The 14,493-nt window shown below is 56.3% G+C and carries 11 protein-coding genes; 4 read left to right on the forward strand and 7 right to left on the reverse strand.

The window, feature by feature from the left end:
* Nucleotides 1-3: 3 nt before the first annotated feature.
* A complete protein-coding gene (argJ, locus tag FB556_RS07685; protein WP_141866359.1) occupies nucleotides 4-1,155 on the reverse strand; it encodes a bifunctional glutamate N-acetyltransferase/amino-acid acetyltransferase ArgJ in 1,152 nt (383 codons plus the stop codon).
* Nucleotides 1,152-2,186, reverse strand: coding sequence for an N-acetyl-gamma-glutamyl-phosphate reductase (gene argC, locus FB556_RS07690; RefSeq protein WP_141866361.1), 1,035 nt, complete (start codon nucleotides 2,184-2,186; stop codon nucleotides 1,152-1,154). The genes argJ and argC overlap by 4 nt, the downstream gene beginning before the upstream one ends.
* Nucleotides 2,187-2,282: 96 nt before the next feature.
* Between argC and FB556_RS07695 the strand changes: the two genes are divergently transcribed.
* On the forward strand, nucleotides 2,283-3,278 hold the full coding sequence (locus tag FB556_RS07695; RefSeq protein WP_246057265.1) for a quinone oxidoreductase family protein: 996 nt from the start codon (nucleotides 2,283-2,285) through the stop codon (nucleotides 3,276-3,278).
* Between the two features lie 78 nt (nucleotides 3,279-3,356).
* On the opposite strand, the gene FB556_RS13420 is transcribed toward FB556_RS07695, so the two are convergent.
* The 5 genes from FB556_RS13420 to FB556_RS07715 all read right to left on the reverse strand — a co-directional run bounded on the left by FB556_RS13420 (nucleotide 3,357) and on the right by FB556_RS07715 (nucleotide 9,635).
* Nucleotides 3,357-3,503 (reverse strand): hypothetical protein, encoded by a 147-nt coding sequence (locus tag FB556_RS13420; RefSeq protein ID WP_170200409.1) that lies wholly within the window; start codon nucleotides 3,501-3,503, stop codon nucleotides 3,357-3,359.
* The gene (gene pheT / locus FB556_RS07700) at nucleotides 3,500-6,058 is read right to left on the reverse strand and encodes a phenylalanine--tRNA ligase subunit beta (protein WP_141866363.1); all 2,559 of its coding nucleotides are present in this window, start codon (nucleotides 6,056-6,058) and stop codon (nucleotides 3,500-3,502) included. The genes FB556_RS13420 and pheT overlap by 4 nt, the downstream gene beginning before the upstream one ends.
* A gap of 7 nt (nucleotides 6,059-6,065) precedes the next feature.
* Nucleotides 6,066-7,127 (reverse strand): phenylalanine--tRNA ligase subunit alpha, encoded by a 1,062-nt coding sequence (gene pheS, locus FB556_RS07705; RefSeq protein ID WP_141866365.1) that lies wholly within the window; start codon nucleotides 7,125-7,127, stop codon nucleotides 6,066-6,068.
* Between the two features lie 121 nt (nucleotides 7,128-7,248).
* Entirely contained in the window at nucleotides 7,249-8,907 is a 1,659-nt protein-coding gene (locus FB556_RS07710; protein ID WP_141866368.1) for an AMP-binding protein, read from the reverse strand.
* A 65-nt stretch (nucleotides 8,908-8,972) separates the two neighbouring features.
* Nucleotides 8,973-9,635, reverse strand: a complete 663-nt coding sequence (locus FB556_RS07715; RefSeq protein WP_170200410.1) for a TetR/AcrR family transcriptional regulator — start codon at nucleotides 9,633-9,635, stop codon at nucleotides 8,973-8,975.
* 82 nt (nucleotides 9,636-9,717) lie between these two features.
* Here FB556_RS07715 and FB556_RS07720 point away from each other — a divergent pair, with 82 nt between their 5' ends.
* The 3 genes from FB556_RS07720 to FB556_RS07730 are packed head-to-tail and all read left to right on the forward strand — an operon-like array spanning nucleotide 9,718 to nucleotide 14,488.
* A complete protein-coding gene (locus FB556_RS07720) occupies nucleotides 9,718-11,325 on the forward strand; it encodes a carboxyl transferase domain-containing protein (protein WP_141866371.1) in 1,608 nt (535 codons plus the stop codon).
* 5 nt (nucleotides 11,326-11,330) lie between these two features.
* Complete coding sequence (locus tag FB556_RS07725; RefSeq protein ID WP_141866373.1) at nucleotides 11,331-13,319, forward strand: acetyl/propionyl/methylcrotonyl-CoA carboxylase subunit alpha; 1,989 nt, start codon at nucleotides 11,331-11,333, stop codon at nucleotides 13,317-13,319.
* Between the two features lie 29 nt (nucleotides 13,320-13,348).
* On the forward strand, nucleotides 13,349-14,488 hold the full coding sequence (locus FB556_RS07730) for an acyl-CoA dehydrogenase family protein (RefSeq protein ID WP_141866375.1): 1,140 nt from the start codon (nucleotides 13,349-13,351) through the stop codon (nucleotides 14,486-14,488).
* Nucleotides 14,489-14,493 lie beyond the last annotated feature (5 nt).

Raw genomic sequence — 14,493 nt, forward strand, 5'->3', positions numbered from 1 at the left:
TTTCTAAGAGGAGTATTCGGCGTTTTCACGCACGTAGTCGTACGACAGGTCATTGGTCCACACGGTTACCGTGTGCTCTCCGGCTTTCAGGTAGATATCAACATGGACTTCGCGGTCGTCGAACTTCACCAGGTTGCGGTCTTCGCCAATTCCCGCGTTGCGGCACACCATGACATCATTGACGGCAACATCGATAGTCGTCGGATCGAATTGGGCATCTGTAGTACCAACTGCCGACAGAATGCGACCCCAGTTAGGGTCCTGGCCGAACATCGCAGTTTTGAACAGGTTTGACCGCGTCACTGCGCGCGCGACCTCTTCGCCTTCGGCCTCTGTGGCCGCACCGTGCACGGTGACGGCGATATCGCGAGTTGACCCTTCGGCGTCCCCAATGATCTGGCGCGCCAGCGAACCGCATACGTCACGAAGATGTTCTTGGAGTTCATCGCGATCGGGTGTGACACCGGAGGCGCCCGATGCCATGAGGATGACGGTATCGTTTGTGGACATACAACCATCGGAGTCCGCACGGTTGAACGTCGTGCTGACAGCTTCGGTGAGCAGCTCGTGTGCCAGCGCTGAATCAACCACGGCGTCAGTGGTGACCACGGCCAACATTGTGGCCATGCCCGGGGCGATCATGCCGGCACCCTTGGTGATACCGGCGACCGTATAGCCGCCACCGACTGCTTGGGCGGTTTTATGAACCGTGTCGGTCGTCATGATCGCCTGGGCTGCGGTTTCTAAGCCATCAGCGGTCAGGGCGTCGACGGCGGTCGGGATACCCGATACGACCTGCTCCATGGGCAGGCGCTCGCCGATCAGGCCGGTCGAGGCCACCAGGACGTCGTCGGCGGCGATGTTGAGGGCCTTGGCGGTATGGTCGGCCATAGCCGCAGCGTCGTGATCGCCTTCGACACCGGTGCACGCATTGGCACCCCCAGAGTTGAGCACCACGGCTCGAGCTTGCCCATTCTGGATCGCAGTTTGGGACCAGCGGACAGGCGCAGCAGAGATCCGGTTCGTGGTAAACACGCCAGCAGCGTTATACCGCGGGCCGTTGTTCACGATTAATGCAAGATCGAGGTCGCCGGATGCTTTGATGCCAGCTGCGACGCCCGAAGCTGTGAAACCAGTTGGTTGTGTCAGGCTCACGGTGCGATCCCTCCTTGAACGGACAGTCCGGTTTCTTCCGGGAAGCCCAGGGCGATGTTCATCGACTGGACGGCTCCCCCGGCGGTGCCTTTGGTCAGGTTGTCGACTGCTACTACCACGATGACGCGGCCGGCGGTTTCATCCACGGCTAGCTGCATCACGACGTGGTTTGAGCCCAGCACGGATTTTGTGGTGGGCCACTGGCCCTCCGGCAGCAGGTGTACGAACTGCTCGTTGGCATAGGCTTTTTCCCAGGCCGCGCGGATGTCTTCGGCCGAGGTGCCGGGCAGATATTTGGCGGTCGCCGTGGTCAAGATGCCACGCGACATCGGGGCGAGAGTCGGCGTGAAAGACAACGAAACGTCCGTGCCGGCAGCTTGAGATAGGCCTTGTATGATTTCTGGGGTGTGACGGTGTAACCCACCGACGCCGTAGGGGCTCATACCGCCCATAACTTCGGATCCCAATAGGTGGGGTTTCAGTGATTTTCCGGCACCTGAGGTGCCCGAGGCTGCGACAATAACGACATCATCAGTGTGCAATACGCCGGCGGTAAAACCGGGTGCTAGTCCAAGAATCGAGCCGGTGGGATAGCAACCGGGTACAGCGATGCGCTTTGCATCGGTGAGTTTTTCGCGATTGCCGGGTAATTCCGGCAGGCCGTATGGCCAGGTCCCGGCGTGTGGGGAACTATAGAACTTCTCCCACATCGCACTGTCGCTCAGGCGGTGATCCGCTCCGGCGTCAATGACCAGCGTGTCGTCGGGTAGCTGAGCCGCAATTTCAGCTGAGGCACCATGGGGCAACGCTAAGAACACGACGTCGTGGCCGCGCAGTACCTCGACCTCGGTTGGTTCCAATACACGGTCTGCTAGAGCATGCAGGTGTGGTTGCAGGCCACCCAGTTTCTGGCCTGCATTGGAATGGGCGGTGATAGAACCAATGTCGACGTGCGGATGGGAGGTCAACAGTCGTAGGACCTCTCCACCGGCATAGCCACTGGCTCCGGATACAGCTACACGAAGAGTCATGAACCCCAGCCTAACACTAAAATATGCAGTAGTCGTAATAATTATGCAGGATAGCATTTCTAGCGGTGCTCCCTGCGGAAATGTAACGTATCAACTATGACTCAAATTCCCGTAGAACTCCCAGAAAACATGCACGCGGCCGTTGTCACTCATGCTGGCGGCCCAGAGAACTTCGAGTGGCGAGAAGTTCCGGTGCCGACCCCAAGTGCCGGCCAAGTCCTCGTAGAAACAGCAGCTGCGGGCCTCAACTTTATTGAAACTTACCAGCGGTCGGGCCTCTACGATGTTCAATACCCATTCATCCCCGGTTCAGAAGCTTCCGGTACGGTCATTGCCGTTGGAGAAGACGTCGCCGACGTAGCGGTCGGCGATCGGGTCGCTACAGCTTCGGCGTCTGAGACCTACGCGGAATTCTTCGTGGCACCGGCCGATAAACTCCTGCCCGTGCCAGACACGATAGACCTGGTCGAGGCCGCAGCAATTCCATTGCAGGGCATGACCGCACACTATTTGTGCCGGTCAACGTTTGAAGTCAAGGATGGCCACAATGTGTTTGTGACCGCGGGCGCCGGCGGGGTGGGGCAACTGCTGATCCAAATGTGTAAGCACCTGGGTGCCAACGTCTATACGGTGGCTTCCTCGAAGGAAAAACGCCAGATTGCACTGGACGCTGGAGCCGATGACGTTTTCGATTATGACAACTTTGGCGAGAAGCTACGCGAGATCACCAATGGGGTCGGGGTGGATGTTGTGTATGACGGTGTAGGCGCCGACACTTTCGACACCTCGCTGAGTGCCGTGCGGACCCGCGGGATGATGGTGTTATTCGGTGCGGCTTCCGGCCCGGTGCCACCGTTTGATCTCCAGCGTCTCAATTCCAGCGGATCGCTATTTGTCACACGTCCAAGCCTGGCCTTCTATACGCTCACCGGTGATGAAGTCTCCTGGCGGGCCGGTGAGATTTTCGGCTGGCTTGCTGAAGGTGTCCTAAAACTCAGCGTTGACGAACGCTTCGATCTCAAAGACGCTGCTGATGCTCATCGCGCACTGGAGTCGCGAGCCACAACCGGAAAAACTGTGCTCATTCCATAAGCGGTACAGTGCTTCCGGCACAAGGGGCAGGCGGGGTATTCGATACGAACACCTCGCCTGCCCCTTGTCTTTGGCGTATTAGAGCAGCGACAGCACCGTGGTGCCGATCATGCCGAAGACGACCAGTAAGGCGATGACCGAAACACCAAATTGTTTTCGGCGTCGTCGGGCGCGGTCGCGGTCGTTTTCAGGTACCGGATGATCCAATTCCCAGGGTTGGCTCATCGTAGAACGGCTCCGTGTTGTGCTTCGGCTGCCGCGATCGCAGCCAAGCGGGCTTCCGATGCTTCATCTGTGGTCAAGGTGCGGTCGGCTGCACGGAAGCGCAGATTAAAGGCCAAGGATTTCTTGCCCTCCTCGATTCCAGTTCCGGCATACACATCAAACAGTCCAATGTCTTCTAACAATTCACCGGCTGCTTGTTGCAGGGTTTGCTGTACCTCCGCGGCCACGACATCGTGGTCCACGACCAGCGCTACGTCTTGATAGGTGGCCGGATAGGACACGACCGGCTGTGCTTCAACCACGTCGGGAGCCGCAGCAATCAAGGCATCCAGGTCCAGTTCCATCGCGGCGGTACGCTCGGGCAGATCCCAGTCTTCCAATAATTTCGGTAGCAATTCTCCTGCGTAACCAATGACTTCATCATGGACGACCAGTTCGGCCACCCGACCCGGGTGGAAACCATGGTGCGAGCCCTGGCGCACGCTCAGTTCCACTCCGGTCACATCAGCAATATCCATGGCTGCACCGATGGGATCCTGCCAGTCGTAGGCACGCGGGGTGTGATTCGGTCCTGGCGCCGAGTCATGGCCGGTGAAGATCGCAGCAAGCCGATATGGCTGCGCTGGTATACCGGCTTCAATTTCTGCAAGTACCTCATCGGTGGGCCGGACGCCCAGCGGTGGGATCGCTGCAGAACCGATCGTGTCACCCGGCAAGAATACCTTGCCTGTTTCAAACACTGTCAGGTCACGGAAGCCACGCGAGACGTTGCGGCGTGCGGTTTCCAACAGGCCTGGCAAAATCGTAGTGCGCAGCCACCCGAATTCAGCAGAAATCGGGTTCGCCAGTTTCACCATCCGTTGGGTTTGAGCCGTTTCTTCAGTCGGCGAGCCGAAGGTCCTGTTCTGGGCTTCGGATACGAATGGGTACGACAGGGTTTCAATGAGGCCCGCACCGGCTAGCGCGTCGGCAATCCGGCGACGCATCCGTTGAGCCTTGGTGAGGCCGCGGCCTGGAGGGGGTACCGGCAGCGTAGCGGGAATGTGTGAGTAGCCGACCAATCGGGCGACTTCTTCCACGAGGTCTTCGGGGATATTCAAATCGGTGCGCCAAGATGGTGGGGTCACCACAAAGATGGTGGTCCCATCAGTGTCATCGCGCTGTTGCGAAACGTCCGCACCGAGATCGCCTAATACCTGATTGACCTGTGCTTCGGGGTAGTCATAGCCCACCAACTGCGAGGGGTAATCAGCGCGCAACTGGACGGTTGGCATAACCGGTGGTTCCCCGACGTCGGTCACTCCGGCGTCAATGGTCCCCCCGGCAAGTTCCACGAGTAACTCGGCTGCACGTTGGGCTGCCTTATCTGCGATGTACCAGTCCACGCCGCGAGTATTGCGTTTGGAGGCTTCGGATGGCAGGCGATGACGGCGTTGGGTGCGGGATACCGAGATCGTATCGAAGTTTGCAGACTCGATCAGAACTGAGGTGGTGAAATCGCTGACCTCCGTCGCCAACCCACCCATGACACCGGCCATGCCGATCGCCCCAGATTCATCCGTAATCAACAGATCTTCGACATGAAGCTTGCGCGTCTTACCGTCGAGAGTTTCAAGGGTTTCGCCTTCGTGTGCACGTCGCACGACGATCTCGCCGGTGAGTTTGTCGGCATCGTAAAAGTGCAAGGGCTGGCCGAGCTCCAGCATTACGTAGTTTGAAATGTCAACCGGCAGACTCAGCGGACGGATCCCAGCCAGGCGCAGTCGGGCGCTCATCCACGACGGCGTGGTGGCTTTCGGGTCAATGTTGTTGACGCGTCGAGCGACGAAGCGGCTTACTCCAAGCTTCCCGTGGATCGGCGCAGTGTCTTCGAAGCGCACCGGCCAGCCTTGATCATTAGCCGGCGGCGCCTTGATCGCGCACGCCGGATCCGTGAACTCGGTTCTCGTAGCGTGGGCATATTCCCGGGCCACACCGCGCATCGACAACACATAGCCACGGTCGGGTGTGACGTTAATTTCTGCGGCCTCATCATCCAGATGCAATAGTTGCAGCACGTCAGTGCCGATTTCCGGATCCAGGCCCCATTTGGACAGCACCACAATGCCGTCATGAGCATCGCCGAGTCCGAGTTCAGATTCTGAGGCAATCATCCCGGCCGATGTGTGACCGTAGGTCTTGCGGGCCGAGATTTTGAAGTTCCCAGGGAGTACAGCACCGGGCATGGTGACGATTACTTTATCGCCGACCTCGAAGTTGTGGGCACCGCACACCACGCCCTGAACACCGGAAGGGTCAATTCCTTTGCCGTCAAGTGTCTGGGGTTGCCCGTCGGGCACTACTTGGACGCGGCACCAGTTGATGGTCTTACCGTTGGAGTGTTGTTCCGGGGTCTTTTCCAAGACTTTGCCGACAACAATCGGGCCGGTGAGTTCAAAACCGTGAACGTCTTCTTCTTCTAACCCAACTTTGACCAGATCCGCTAAGAGATCTTCTGCGGTGGCATCTGCTGGGAGCTGCGTGTACTCACGCAACCATGACAATGGGATACGCATTGTGTGACTAAATCTCCATTCCAAATTGCATTGAGAACCGCACGTCGCCTTCAATCATGTCGTGCATATCGGCGACCCCGTTGCGGAACATCAGCGTGCGTTCCACACCCATTCCGAAGGCGAAACCGGAATAGACGCTCGGATCAATGCCGGCAGCACGCAGCACCTGTGGGTGCACCATGCCGCATCCGCCCCATTCGATCCATTGGGGGCCGCCCTTGGCATCTGGGTGCCAGACGTCTAGCTCCGCAGAGGGCTCGGTGAAGGGGAAAAAGTTTGGGCGCAAACGAATACGCGCCTCGGCACCGAACATCGAGGTCGCGAAGTATTCCAGGGTGCCGCGCAGATCGGCCATCGTCAGGCCCTTATCTACGGCGAGGCCTTCGAACTGGTGGAATACCGGCGTGTGCGTGGCATCCAGTTCGTCAGTGCGGAAAGTCTTGCCCGGAACCAGAATGTAGGTCGGGACGCCACGTTCCAGCATGGCACGGATCTGCACCGGCGAGGTGTGGGTCCGCAGCACCAGGTGACGATCAGTTGGCTCAACAAAAAACGTGTCTTGCATTTCACGTGCCGGGTGATCCGGTTCAAAGTTCAGAGCATCGAAGTTGTACCATTCGGATTCTAATTCGGGCCCCTCAGCGATTTCCCAACCCATGCCCACAAAAATGTCCGACACGCGTTCTTGGAGTAATGCAAGTGGATGACGGGCACCTTGCCGACGACGACGCACGGCGGTTGTGACGTCTACGGTTTCTTCCACAAGCATCCGGGCTTCGTGTTCGGCTTGGAGTTGAGCCTCTCGGTCCGCGAGCGCTTTGCCCATCTTCCCGCGTGCCTGACCCATGCGTTTACCGGCGTCAGCTTTTTGAGATTTGTCGAGCTTGCCGATCAGGCGGTTGGCCAATGTCAGTGGCGCATGATCACCAGTGTGGGCGATGCGAGCCGCCTTGAGTTCGTCAAGATTTGTGGCAGCTTCAAAAGCTGCAATAGCAGCTTGGACAGCTTGCTCGACGGCCTGCTCATCGGCCGGTGAAACCTCCGGTGGGAGATTCGAAGTATCCGTCATAAGGGGTACACGCCTTTAGTTCTAAAACTATGTGTTCACAACAATGGGGTCGAAACCGGACGGTTTCGACCCCATCTAGTCTAGGACGTGAAGTCAACGTGACCGAACTGTTGCCATTCTGCTACGCGTGAGCAGCCCAGAAGTCATCGATCACATCGCCTTGTTCTAATAAATCGAGGGCGACTGAACGCATTTCAACTTTGCGCACCTTGCCCGTCACGGTTGTGGGGAATTCGTCAACAATGTAAACGTACCGTGGGATTTTGTATTTTGCTAGAGACCCGATGGAGAACTCTCGTAGTGCTTCGGCGGTGAGTTTTGGCGCTCCTTTGCGTAACCGAACCCACGCCATGAGTTCTTCACCATACCGCTCATCTGGGACACCAATGATTTGAGCATCAATGATGTCAGGATGTGTATAGAGGAATTCTTCTATTTCTCGCGGGTAGATGTTTTCGCCGCCGCGAATCACCATGTCTTTCATTCGCCCGGTTACTTGGACATAACCGTTTTCATCCATGCGTGCGATATCCCCGGTGCGTAACCATCCGTCATCGCCAAGAACTTCGGCGGTTTTTTCTGGTTGATTCCAGTAGCCTCTCATGACCAGATAGCCGCGCGTACACAGCTCACCATCTGCGTTCATCGGTAGCGTCTCACCGGTGCCTGGGTCGATGATTTTGATTTCGGTATGCGGTGTCGGACGTCCCACAGTCGATGTTCTCAGGTGTAATTCATCATCGGGGCGAGTCTGCATCGAGACCGGGGAGGTTTCGGTCATCCCGTAGCAGATCGTAACTTCTTCCATGTGCATCGTCTTGATAACTTGGCGCATGACCTCATCGGGGCACGGAGACCCTGCCATGATGCCGGTGCGCAACGACGACAGATCAAAGTCGCCGAGGTTCTCCAGTGCCAGTTCTGCAATGAACATCGTCGGCACACCATAAAGGGAGGTGCAACGGTATTTTTCCACGGCAGCTAGCGTTTGTTCCGGATTGAAGGACGGGCCGGGGATCACCATGGTGGCACCGTGCGTTGTAGCTGCCAGATTTCCCATTACCATGCCAAAGCAGTGGTAGTAGGGCACTGGAATGCAGATGCGATCCTGGTCGGTGTACCGGTTGGTCTCCCCAACGAAGAAGCCGTTGTTGAGGATGTTTCGGTGGGATAAGGTGGCACCTTTGGGAAATCCCGTGGTACCGGAGGTGTACTGAATGTTGATGGCATCAGTATTTTGTAGAGATGTGGCAATGGCGTCTAGGACCGCATTTTCGGGGTCAACCTCGAATACCGCGTCCCACGAGTCTGTATTCATTATGATGATGCGCTCAAGCGTGCCAAGTTCGTGTTGCGCGCGTTCAATCATGCGCGGATAATTCGCGGTGGGTATCTCTTCTGAGGCAATCAGCGTTGTGATGCCAGCTTGCTCCAGCACATAATTGAGCTCATGCTGACGGTAGGCGGGGTTGATGTTGACCATAATTGCGCCTAGTTCCGCGGTGGCGTATTGCACCATGACCCATTCCCACCGGTTCAGTGCCCAAATACCCACCCGTTCACCGGCAGTCACTCCAGCGTTATGTAACCCCGTCGCAAGGCGACGGACGTCGCCATAGAACTGCTCATATGTCCACTGGCGATCCGCTGCGGCATCAATGAGCGCAATATTATGAGGAAATTGTGCCACGATCCTGGCTAAATTCGTGGAAATCGTCTCTTCAAGAAGCGGCACATCAACGGGACCGGCAGCGTAGGACTGGTTGCGTTGTTCTGTCATAACTATCTTCCTGTGGATCCGGGTGTCGCCCAACAATCTAACAAATCGTGACTCGCGTCACCATGTTAGCGCTCTTCTTCCGGCTCATCGGGTGCCGCATAGAGTGCTTGCATCGCCATCTCCGGCAGCATATGTTTCAGGTACGCCAGAAAACTGCCGGTCTGCTTGCGTTTAGCGAGCCCGCGAAAGGAATGCCCGGTCGAGTTGATGAGACCAAAGACCGCGTGAGCGCGCACGGTCAGCTGGTCGGTGGTCTCCTGCGGATGGATACTTTGCAGCGCGCGGATCCAGATAGCGATAAACTCGCGCTGGGTACGGCGGATTTCTCGTTGTATCCGATCCTCAACCGAGGCCAAGTCGCGGTCCTGAACCCGGATAATCTCGGAAGAACTCAAAGCAAACTCAGTTTGCAGAGCAACGAGGCGCTGCAAACGTACAAGCACATCAGGACACTCCACCTCAATCTCGCGTCCGCTGCTCAGCAGGTGGTGGCTTGCTTGACCAATAAGCACTCCCAGCATGGCTTGTTTGGATTCAAAATGCCGGTATATCGCCTGCCCGGTGACACCCACCTCCGTACCTATCTCGTCCAAGGAGACAGCAGCGAAGCCGCGGTCAGCAAACAGTCGTGCTGCCGCGGCAAGAAGTTGCTCGCGTCGCCTTGCTTTTTCCACCTGCCGCTGTGTTTTGGTCGTCTGACCAGATGGGTTTGTCTGAGTACTGGACAAATGCAATCTCCATCACTAATCTAAACTTCAGTTAGTCAGCATAAACTGAAATTATTGCTGAGTCCATACCTTCAGGAGAAGTATGCAACAGCTGATCACCCAGGTTGATGCCAACTCCGAGCAGTATCAGGCAAACTTTACTTATCACAACCAATTGCGCGGAGAATTGCGCAACCGAATGGCGGAAGTAGCTCAAGGCGGCTCGGAACGCTCACGTCAGCGACACCTGGACCGCGGACGTTTACTCCCTCGCGAACGGGTACACCGCCTCCTAGACTCCGGCTCACCCTTTCTTGAAATCGGTTCACTGGCCGCTTTCGGGATGTATGACAACGATGCCCCGGCTGCAGGGCTGATCGCCGGTATCGGCATCGTCGAGGGCCGCTACGTAATGATCGTGTGTAATGACTCCACGGTTAAGGGCGGCACATATTATCCGATGACAGTCAAAAAACATCTGCGCGCTCAAGAGATTGCGCTGGAGAATCGACTCCCGTGTCTCTACCTCGTGGATTCCGGTGGGGCGTTTTTGCCTCGTCAAGATGATGTCTTCCCGGATCGAGAGCACTTTGGAAGAATCTTCTACAATCAGTCCCAGTTGTCGTCCCGCGGGATCCCGCAGATTTCAGCCGTCCTTGGCTCGTCGACTGCTGGTGGCGCTTATGTTCCAGCCATGAGTGATGAGTCCGTAATTGTTCGCAATCAAGGTACCATCTTCTTAGGTGGCCCACCGCTTGTGAAAGCGGCTACCGGTGAGATCGTGACCTCAGAGGAACTTGGCGGCGCGGAAGTCCATACGTCTACCTCCGGAGTGGCCGATCATATCGCTGAGAACGACGACCATGCCCTCCAGATCGTGCGCAATATCGTAGCGACCCTACCGTCCACGCCCCAGCGTATTTGGAACAAGATCGACGCAATTCAACCCGCTCACGACGCCGCAGAGATCGCTGGAATCCTACCGGTCGATCTCCACACCCCCTATGACGTTCGAGAAATTATTTCCCGAATCATTGATGCCACTAGTTTTCACGAATTCAAAGAAAATTACGGCACAACACTGGTCACGGGATTTGCGCGCATTGATGGGCACCCGGTAGGCATCATCGCGAATAACGGCATCTTGTTTTCGGAATCTTCGCTCAAAGGAGCGCACTTCATCGAACTGGCTGATCAGCGCGGCATCCCACTTTTGTTTTTACAAAATATCTCTGGGTTCATGGTGGGCAGGGATTATGAAGCCGGTGGCATCGCAAAAAACGGTGCCAAGATGGTGACTGCAGTATCCACAACCCGGGTCCCGAAAATCACGGTGATCATCGGCGGCTCCTTCGGTGCAGGTAACTACTCGATGTGTGGTCGCGCGTATTCACCGCGCTTTTTGTTCATGTGGCCCAATGCTCGAATCTCAGTCATGGGTCCGGATCAGGCGGCCGGTGTCCTGGCCACGGTAAAACGCGATCAGTATGAGGCAGCTGGTGAAGAATGGACCGAGCAAGAGGAAGCTGAATTTAAACAACCGATCTTGGATCGCTACAACGAACAAGGCTCTGCGTATTACTCCACAGCCAGACTTTGGGATGACGGCATTATAGAACCGCAGGACACCCGTCGCATTGTCGCTATGGCACTGGATGTGTGTTCCCGTACCCCGCTCACCGAGCCTCAATTTGGTCTTTTCCGGATGTGACTGCCATGCAACTATTCTCCAAAGTACTTATCGCTAACCGTGGTGAAATCGCCATGCGTATTGCCAAAACGTTGCATCAGTTGGGAATCCGATCCGTCGCGATCTACTCGGATGCCGACCTAGCGGCAGCCCACGTGAGATTTGCACAAGAGGCCATACGATTGGGTACTAGTTCTGCCGAATCGTATCTCAACCCTGAAGCAGTCGTGCAAGCAGCGCTCGCCACGGGCGCCGAAGCGATTCATCCTGGCTACGGTTTCCTTTCCGAAAATGTTGAACTAGCCCGCGAGTGTCGGCGAGCGGGCGTAACGTTTATCGGTCCCAACGAATACGCCCTAGAAATTATGGGCGACAAGATCCGTTCTAAGAACCACGTCGCCAAGGCTGGCGTGCCAATGATTGAAGGGGTGTCACGAGCGGGTCTCAGTAATGACCAACTCGTTGAAGCCACCAGGGACATGTCCTTTCCGATGCTGATCAAACCCTCTGCTGGTGGTGGTGGTAAAGGGATGCACGTAGTGGAATCGCACGATCAACTAGCAGGTCAGCTCGAGACCGCTCGTCGTGTAGCTCAGACCGCTTTCGGTGACGACACGCTGCTCATCGAACAGCTCATTCGTTCACCGCGACACATTGAAGTGCAGATTCTGGCCGATCAACACGGCAATGTCATTCATCTTGGCGAACGTGAATGTTCACTGCAGCGGCGTCATCAGAAGATCATTGAAGAAGCCCCTTCCGTATTACTTAGCGAGGACACGCGAGCGCGTATCGGCCAGGCAGCGGTTGAGACCGCAAGGTCCGTCGATTACGTCGGTGCTGGTACCGTCGAATTTTTGGTCTCTGACCAGGAGCCTGACAAGTTCTACTTCATGGAGATGAACACCCGACTCCAGGTGGAACACCCGATTACCGAAGAAATCACCGGGATCGACCTGGTCGAAGAACAGATTCGGATCGCCGCGGGGGCACCGCTGACACTGACTCAAGATGCCGTGACGTTTACTGGGCACGCAATCGAAGCTCGTGTCTATGCGGAGAGTCCTGCGGCAGGCTTTCTTCCGTCCACCGGTACCGTCTTGCACCTTTCTGAACCTACCGGGGTAGGAGTTCGGGTAGATTCTGGGTTGCGCACCGGCTCAGTGATCGGCACGGAATTTGACCCGATGATTGCAAAGGTCATTGCCACCGGAACCGATCGCCACCAGGCACTGGCGCGCTTGGATCAGGCCCTCGATGAAATGATTATCCTCGGGGTGCACACCAACCTGGAGTATCTCCAGCATCTCCTGCGAGATGCTGATGTGGTCTCTGGTGACATCGACACCACCCTGGTCGAATCGCGTTTGCCCGACATGGCCTTTGACCTCCCGACTGACTGGCATGCTCAGGTCGCTGCGCGATTCCTCCACCAACAGCGCGCCACTGCCTCCGATGCTTGGGCGCTGGATGGGTTTCGACTCCCTGGGGCCGCTGAGGTGAACTACCGAGTGGACTATCCCGCAGCCGATGCCCCCCTCAGATTCGATGTTGCCCTTGATACCGGTGCTCGTCTCATACCGACCGATCGGGATGACGAGTATGTGTACCAAAATGCTGCCAGCGTCGAACTCGTCACGGTCGTAGCGGAGGCGCCGACACGTCAGGGTGCACGGGTATGGGTAGCTTCAAATACGTTTACCGGTGTCATGGTCGTGTTGGACCATGCAGCACAAGTACTTGACACGTTAGCTTCCATGGAAGCTGAAGAGCGCGGGGTTGACCCACAAGTGCGTGCTCCCTTACCGGGCACGGTCACAGCGATTCACTTACCAGATGGCAGCGAAGTGTCCGCCGGCGACCCGGTGGTCACCATCGAGGCCATGAAGATGGAACACCAACTCCAAGCGCCCCTCGATGGAACGGTGACCATACATGTCACCGATGGCCAACAGGTCTCACTTGACCAGAGCATTCTGACAGTCGTCGGACATGCCTCTACCGACGACCAGTAAATTTTGCCTCGGCAACGAAAGGTTTGACGATGTCCATTGATCATTATTTAGATGACGAACAACTCGCTTTAGTCGAAGGGGTTCAAGAATTTGCCCAGCAAGTCATCGCACCCGTGTCAGCTCAACACGACCGAGACAAGACTTTCCCATATGAAGTTATCTCTCAGATGGGTGAAATGGGATTGTTTGGTCTACCGATCCCGGAAGAATACGGCGGCCAAGGCGGCGACTACTTCACCTTGTGTCTAGCTCTAGAAGAGATTGGCAAAGTCGATCAGTCTGTGGCAATCACTCTGGAAGCAGGGGTATCGCTTGGCATGATGCCGCTGTTAAAATTCGGAACCGAAGAGCAAAAGCAGCGTTGGTTGCCAGATTTAGCTGAGGCAAAGCATCTCGCAGCGTTTGGGCTGACCGAACCCGGAGCGGGCTCCGACGCTGGCGGCACCCAAACCCGCGCAACCCTAGACGATGGTACCTGGACCATCAACGGTAATAAGGAATTCATTACCAACTCCGGCACTGATATCACCTCGATTGTCACGGTGACCGCAAAAACCGGCGAAAATGAAATTTCTACAATTATCGTTCCAACCGAGACATCGGGCTTCACCGCGGAACCGGCTTATGACAAAGTAGGATGGAATGCCTCTGATACTCACCCGTTAACGCTCGAGGATGTGCAGGTCCCCGAAGAGAACCTGCTGGGTGAACGCGGTCGTGGGTTTGCAAACTTTTTGGATATTCTCGATGAGGGTCGTGTGGCGATCGCAGCGCTCGCGACTGGAGCTGCTCAAGGCTGTGTCGATGAATCCGTCGCTTACGCGAAGACCCGGAAGACGTTTGGTCGCGCCATCGGTGAAAACCAAGGTATTTCATTCAAAATCGCTCGGATGCAAGCTCGCGCTTACGCCGCACGTGCTGCCTATTATGCGGCTGCGAAGAAGTTAATCTCTGGGCAGCCATTCAAGACCGAGGCTTCAATCGCTAAGATGGTCGCCTCAGAAGCTGCGATGGATAATGCCCGTGACGCGACGCAAATATTTGGCGGATATGGCTTTATCAACGAAAGTTTAGTGGCTCGTCATTACCGTGACTCAAAGATTTTGGAGATCGGTGAAGGCACGACAGAGGTCCAGCTCATGCTGATTGCTCGTTCACTGGGGCTGTAGGAGTA

The sequence above is a fragment of the Enteractinococcus coprophilus genome, assembly GCF_006716305.1.
Lineage (GTDB): Bacteria > Actinomycetota > Actinomycetes > Actinomycetales > Micrococcaceae > Yaniella > Yaniella coprophila.

What these genes read in the sequence shown, in the direction of transcription:
- argC (WP_141866361.1), bottom strand. Translation starts at nt 2,186, where the DNA reads ATGACTCTTCGTGTAGCTGTATCCGGAGCCAGTGGCTATGCCGGTGGA.
- FB556_RS07695 (WP_246057265.1), top strand. Translation starts at nt 2,283, where the DNA reads ATGACTCAAATTCCCGTAGAACTCCCAGAAAACATGCACGCGGCCGTT.
- FB556_RS13420 (WP_170200409.1), bottom strand. Translation starts at nt 3,503, where the DNA reads ATGAGCCAACCCTGGGAATTGGATCATCCGGTACCTGAAAACGACCGC.
- pheT (WP_141866363.1), bottom strand. Translation starts at nt 6,058, where the DNA reads ATGCGTATCCCATTGTCATGGTTGCGTGAGTACACGCAGCTCCCAGCA.
- pheS (WP_141866365.1), bottom strand. Translation starts at nt 7,127, where the DNA reads ATGACGGATACTTCGAATCTCCCACCGGAGGTTTCACCGGCCGATGAG.
- FB556_RS07710 (WP_141866368.1), bottom strand. Translation starts at nt 8,907, where the DNA reads ATGACAGAACAACGCAACCAGTCCTACGCTGCCGGTCCCGTTGATGTG.
- FB556_RS07720 (WP_141866371.1), top strand. Translation starts at nt 9,718, where the DNA reads ATGCAACAGCTGATCACCCAGGTTGATGCCAACTCCGAGCAGTATCAG.
- FB556_RS07725 (WP_141866373.1), top strand. Translation starts at nt 11,331, where the DNA reads ATGCAACTATTCTCCAAAGTACTTATCGCTAACCGTGGTGAAATCGCC.
- FB556_RS07730 (WP_141866375.1), top strand. Translation starts at nt 13,349, where the DNA reads ATGTCCATTGATCATTATTTAGATGACGAACAACTCGCTTTAGTCGAA.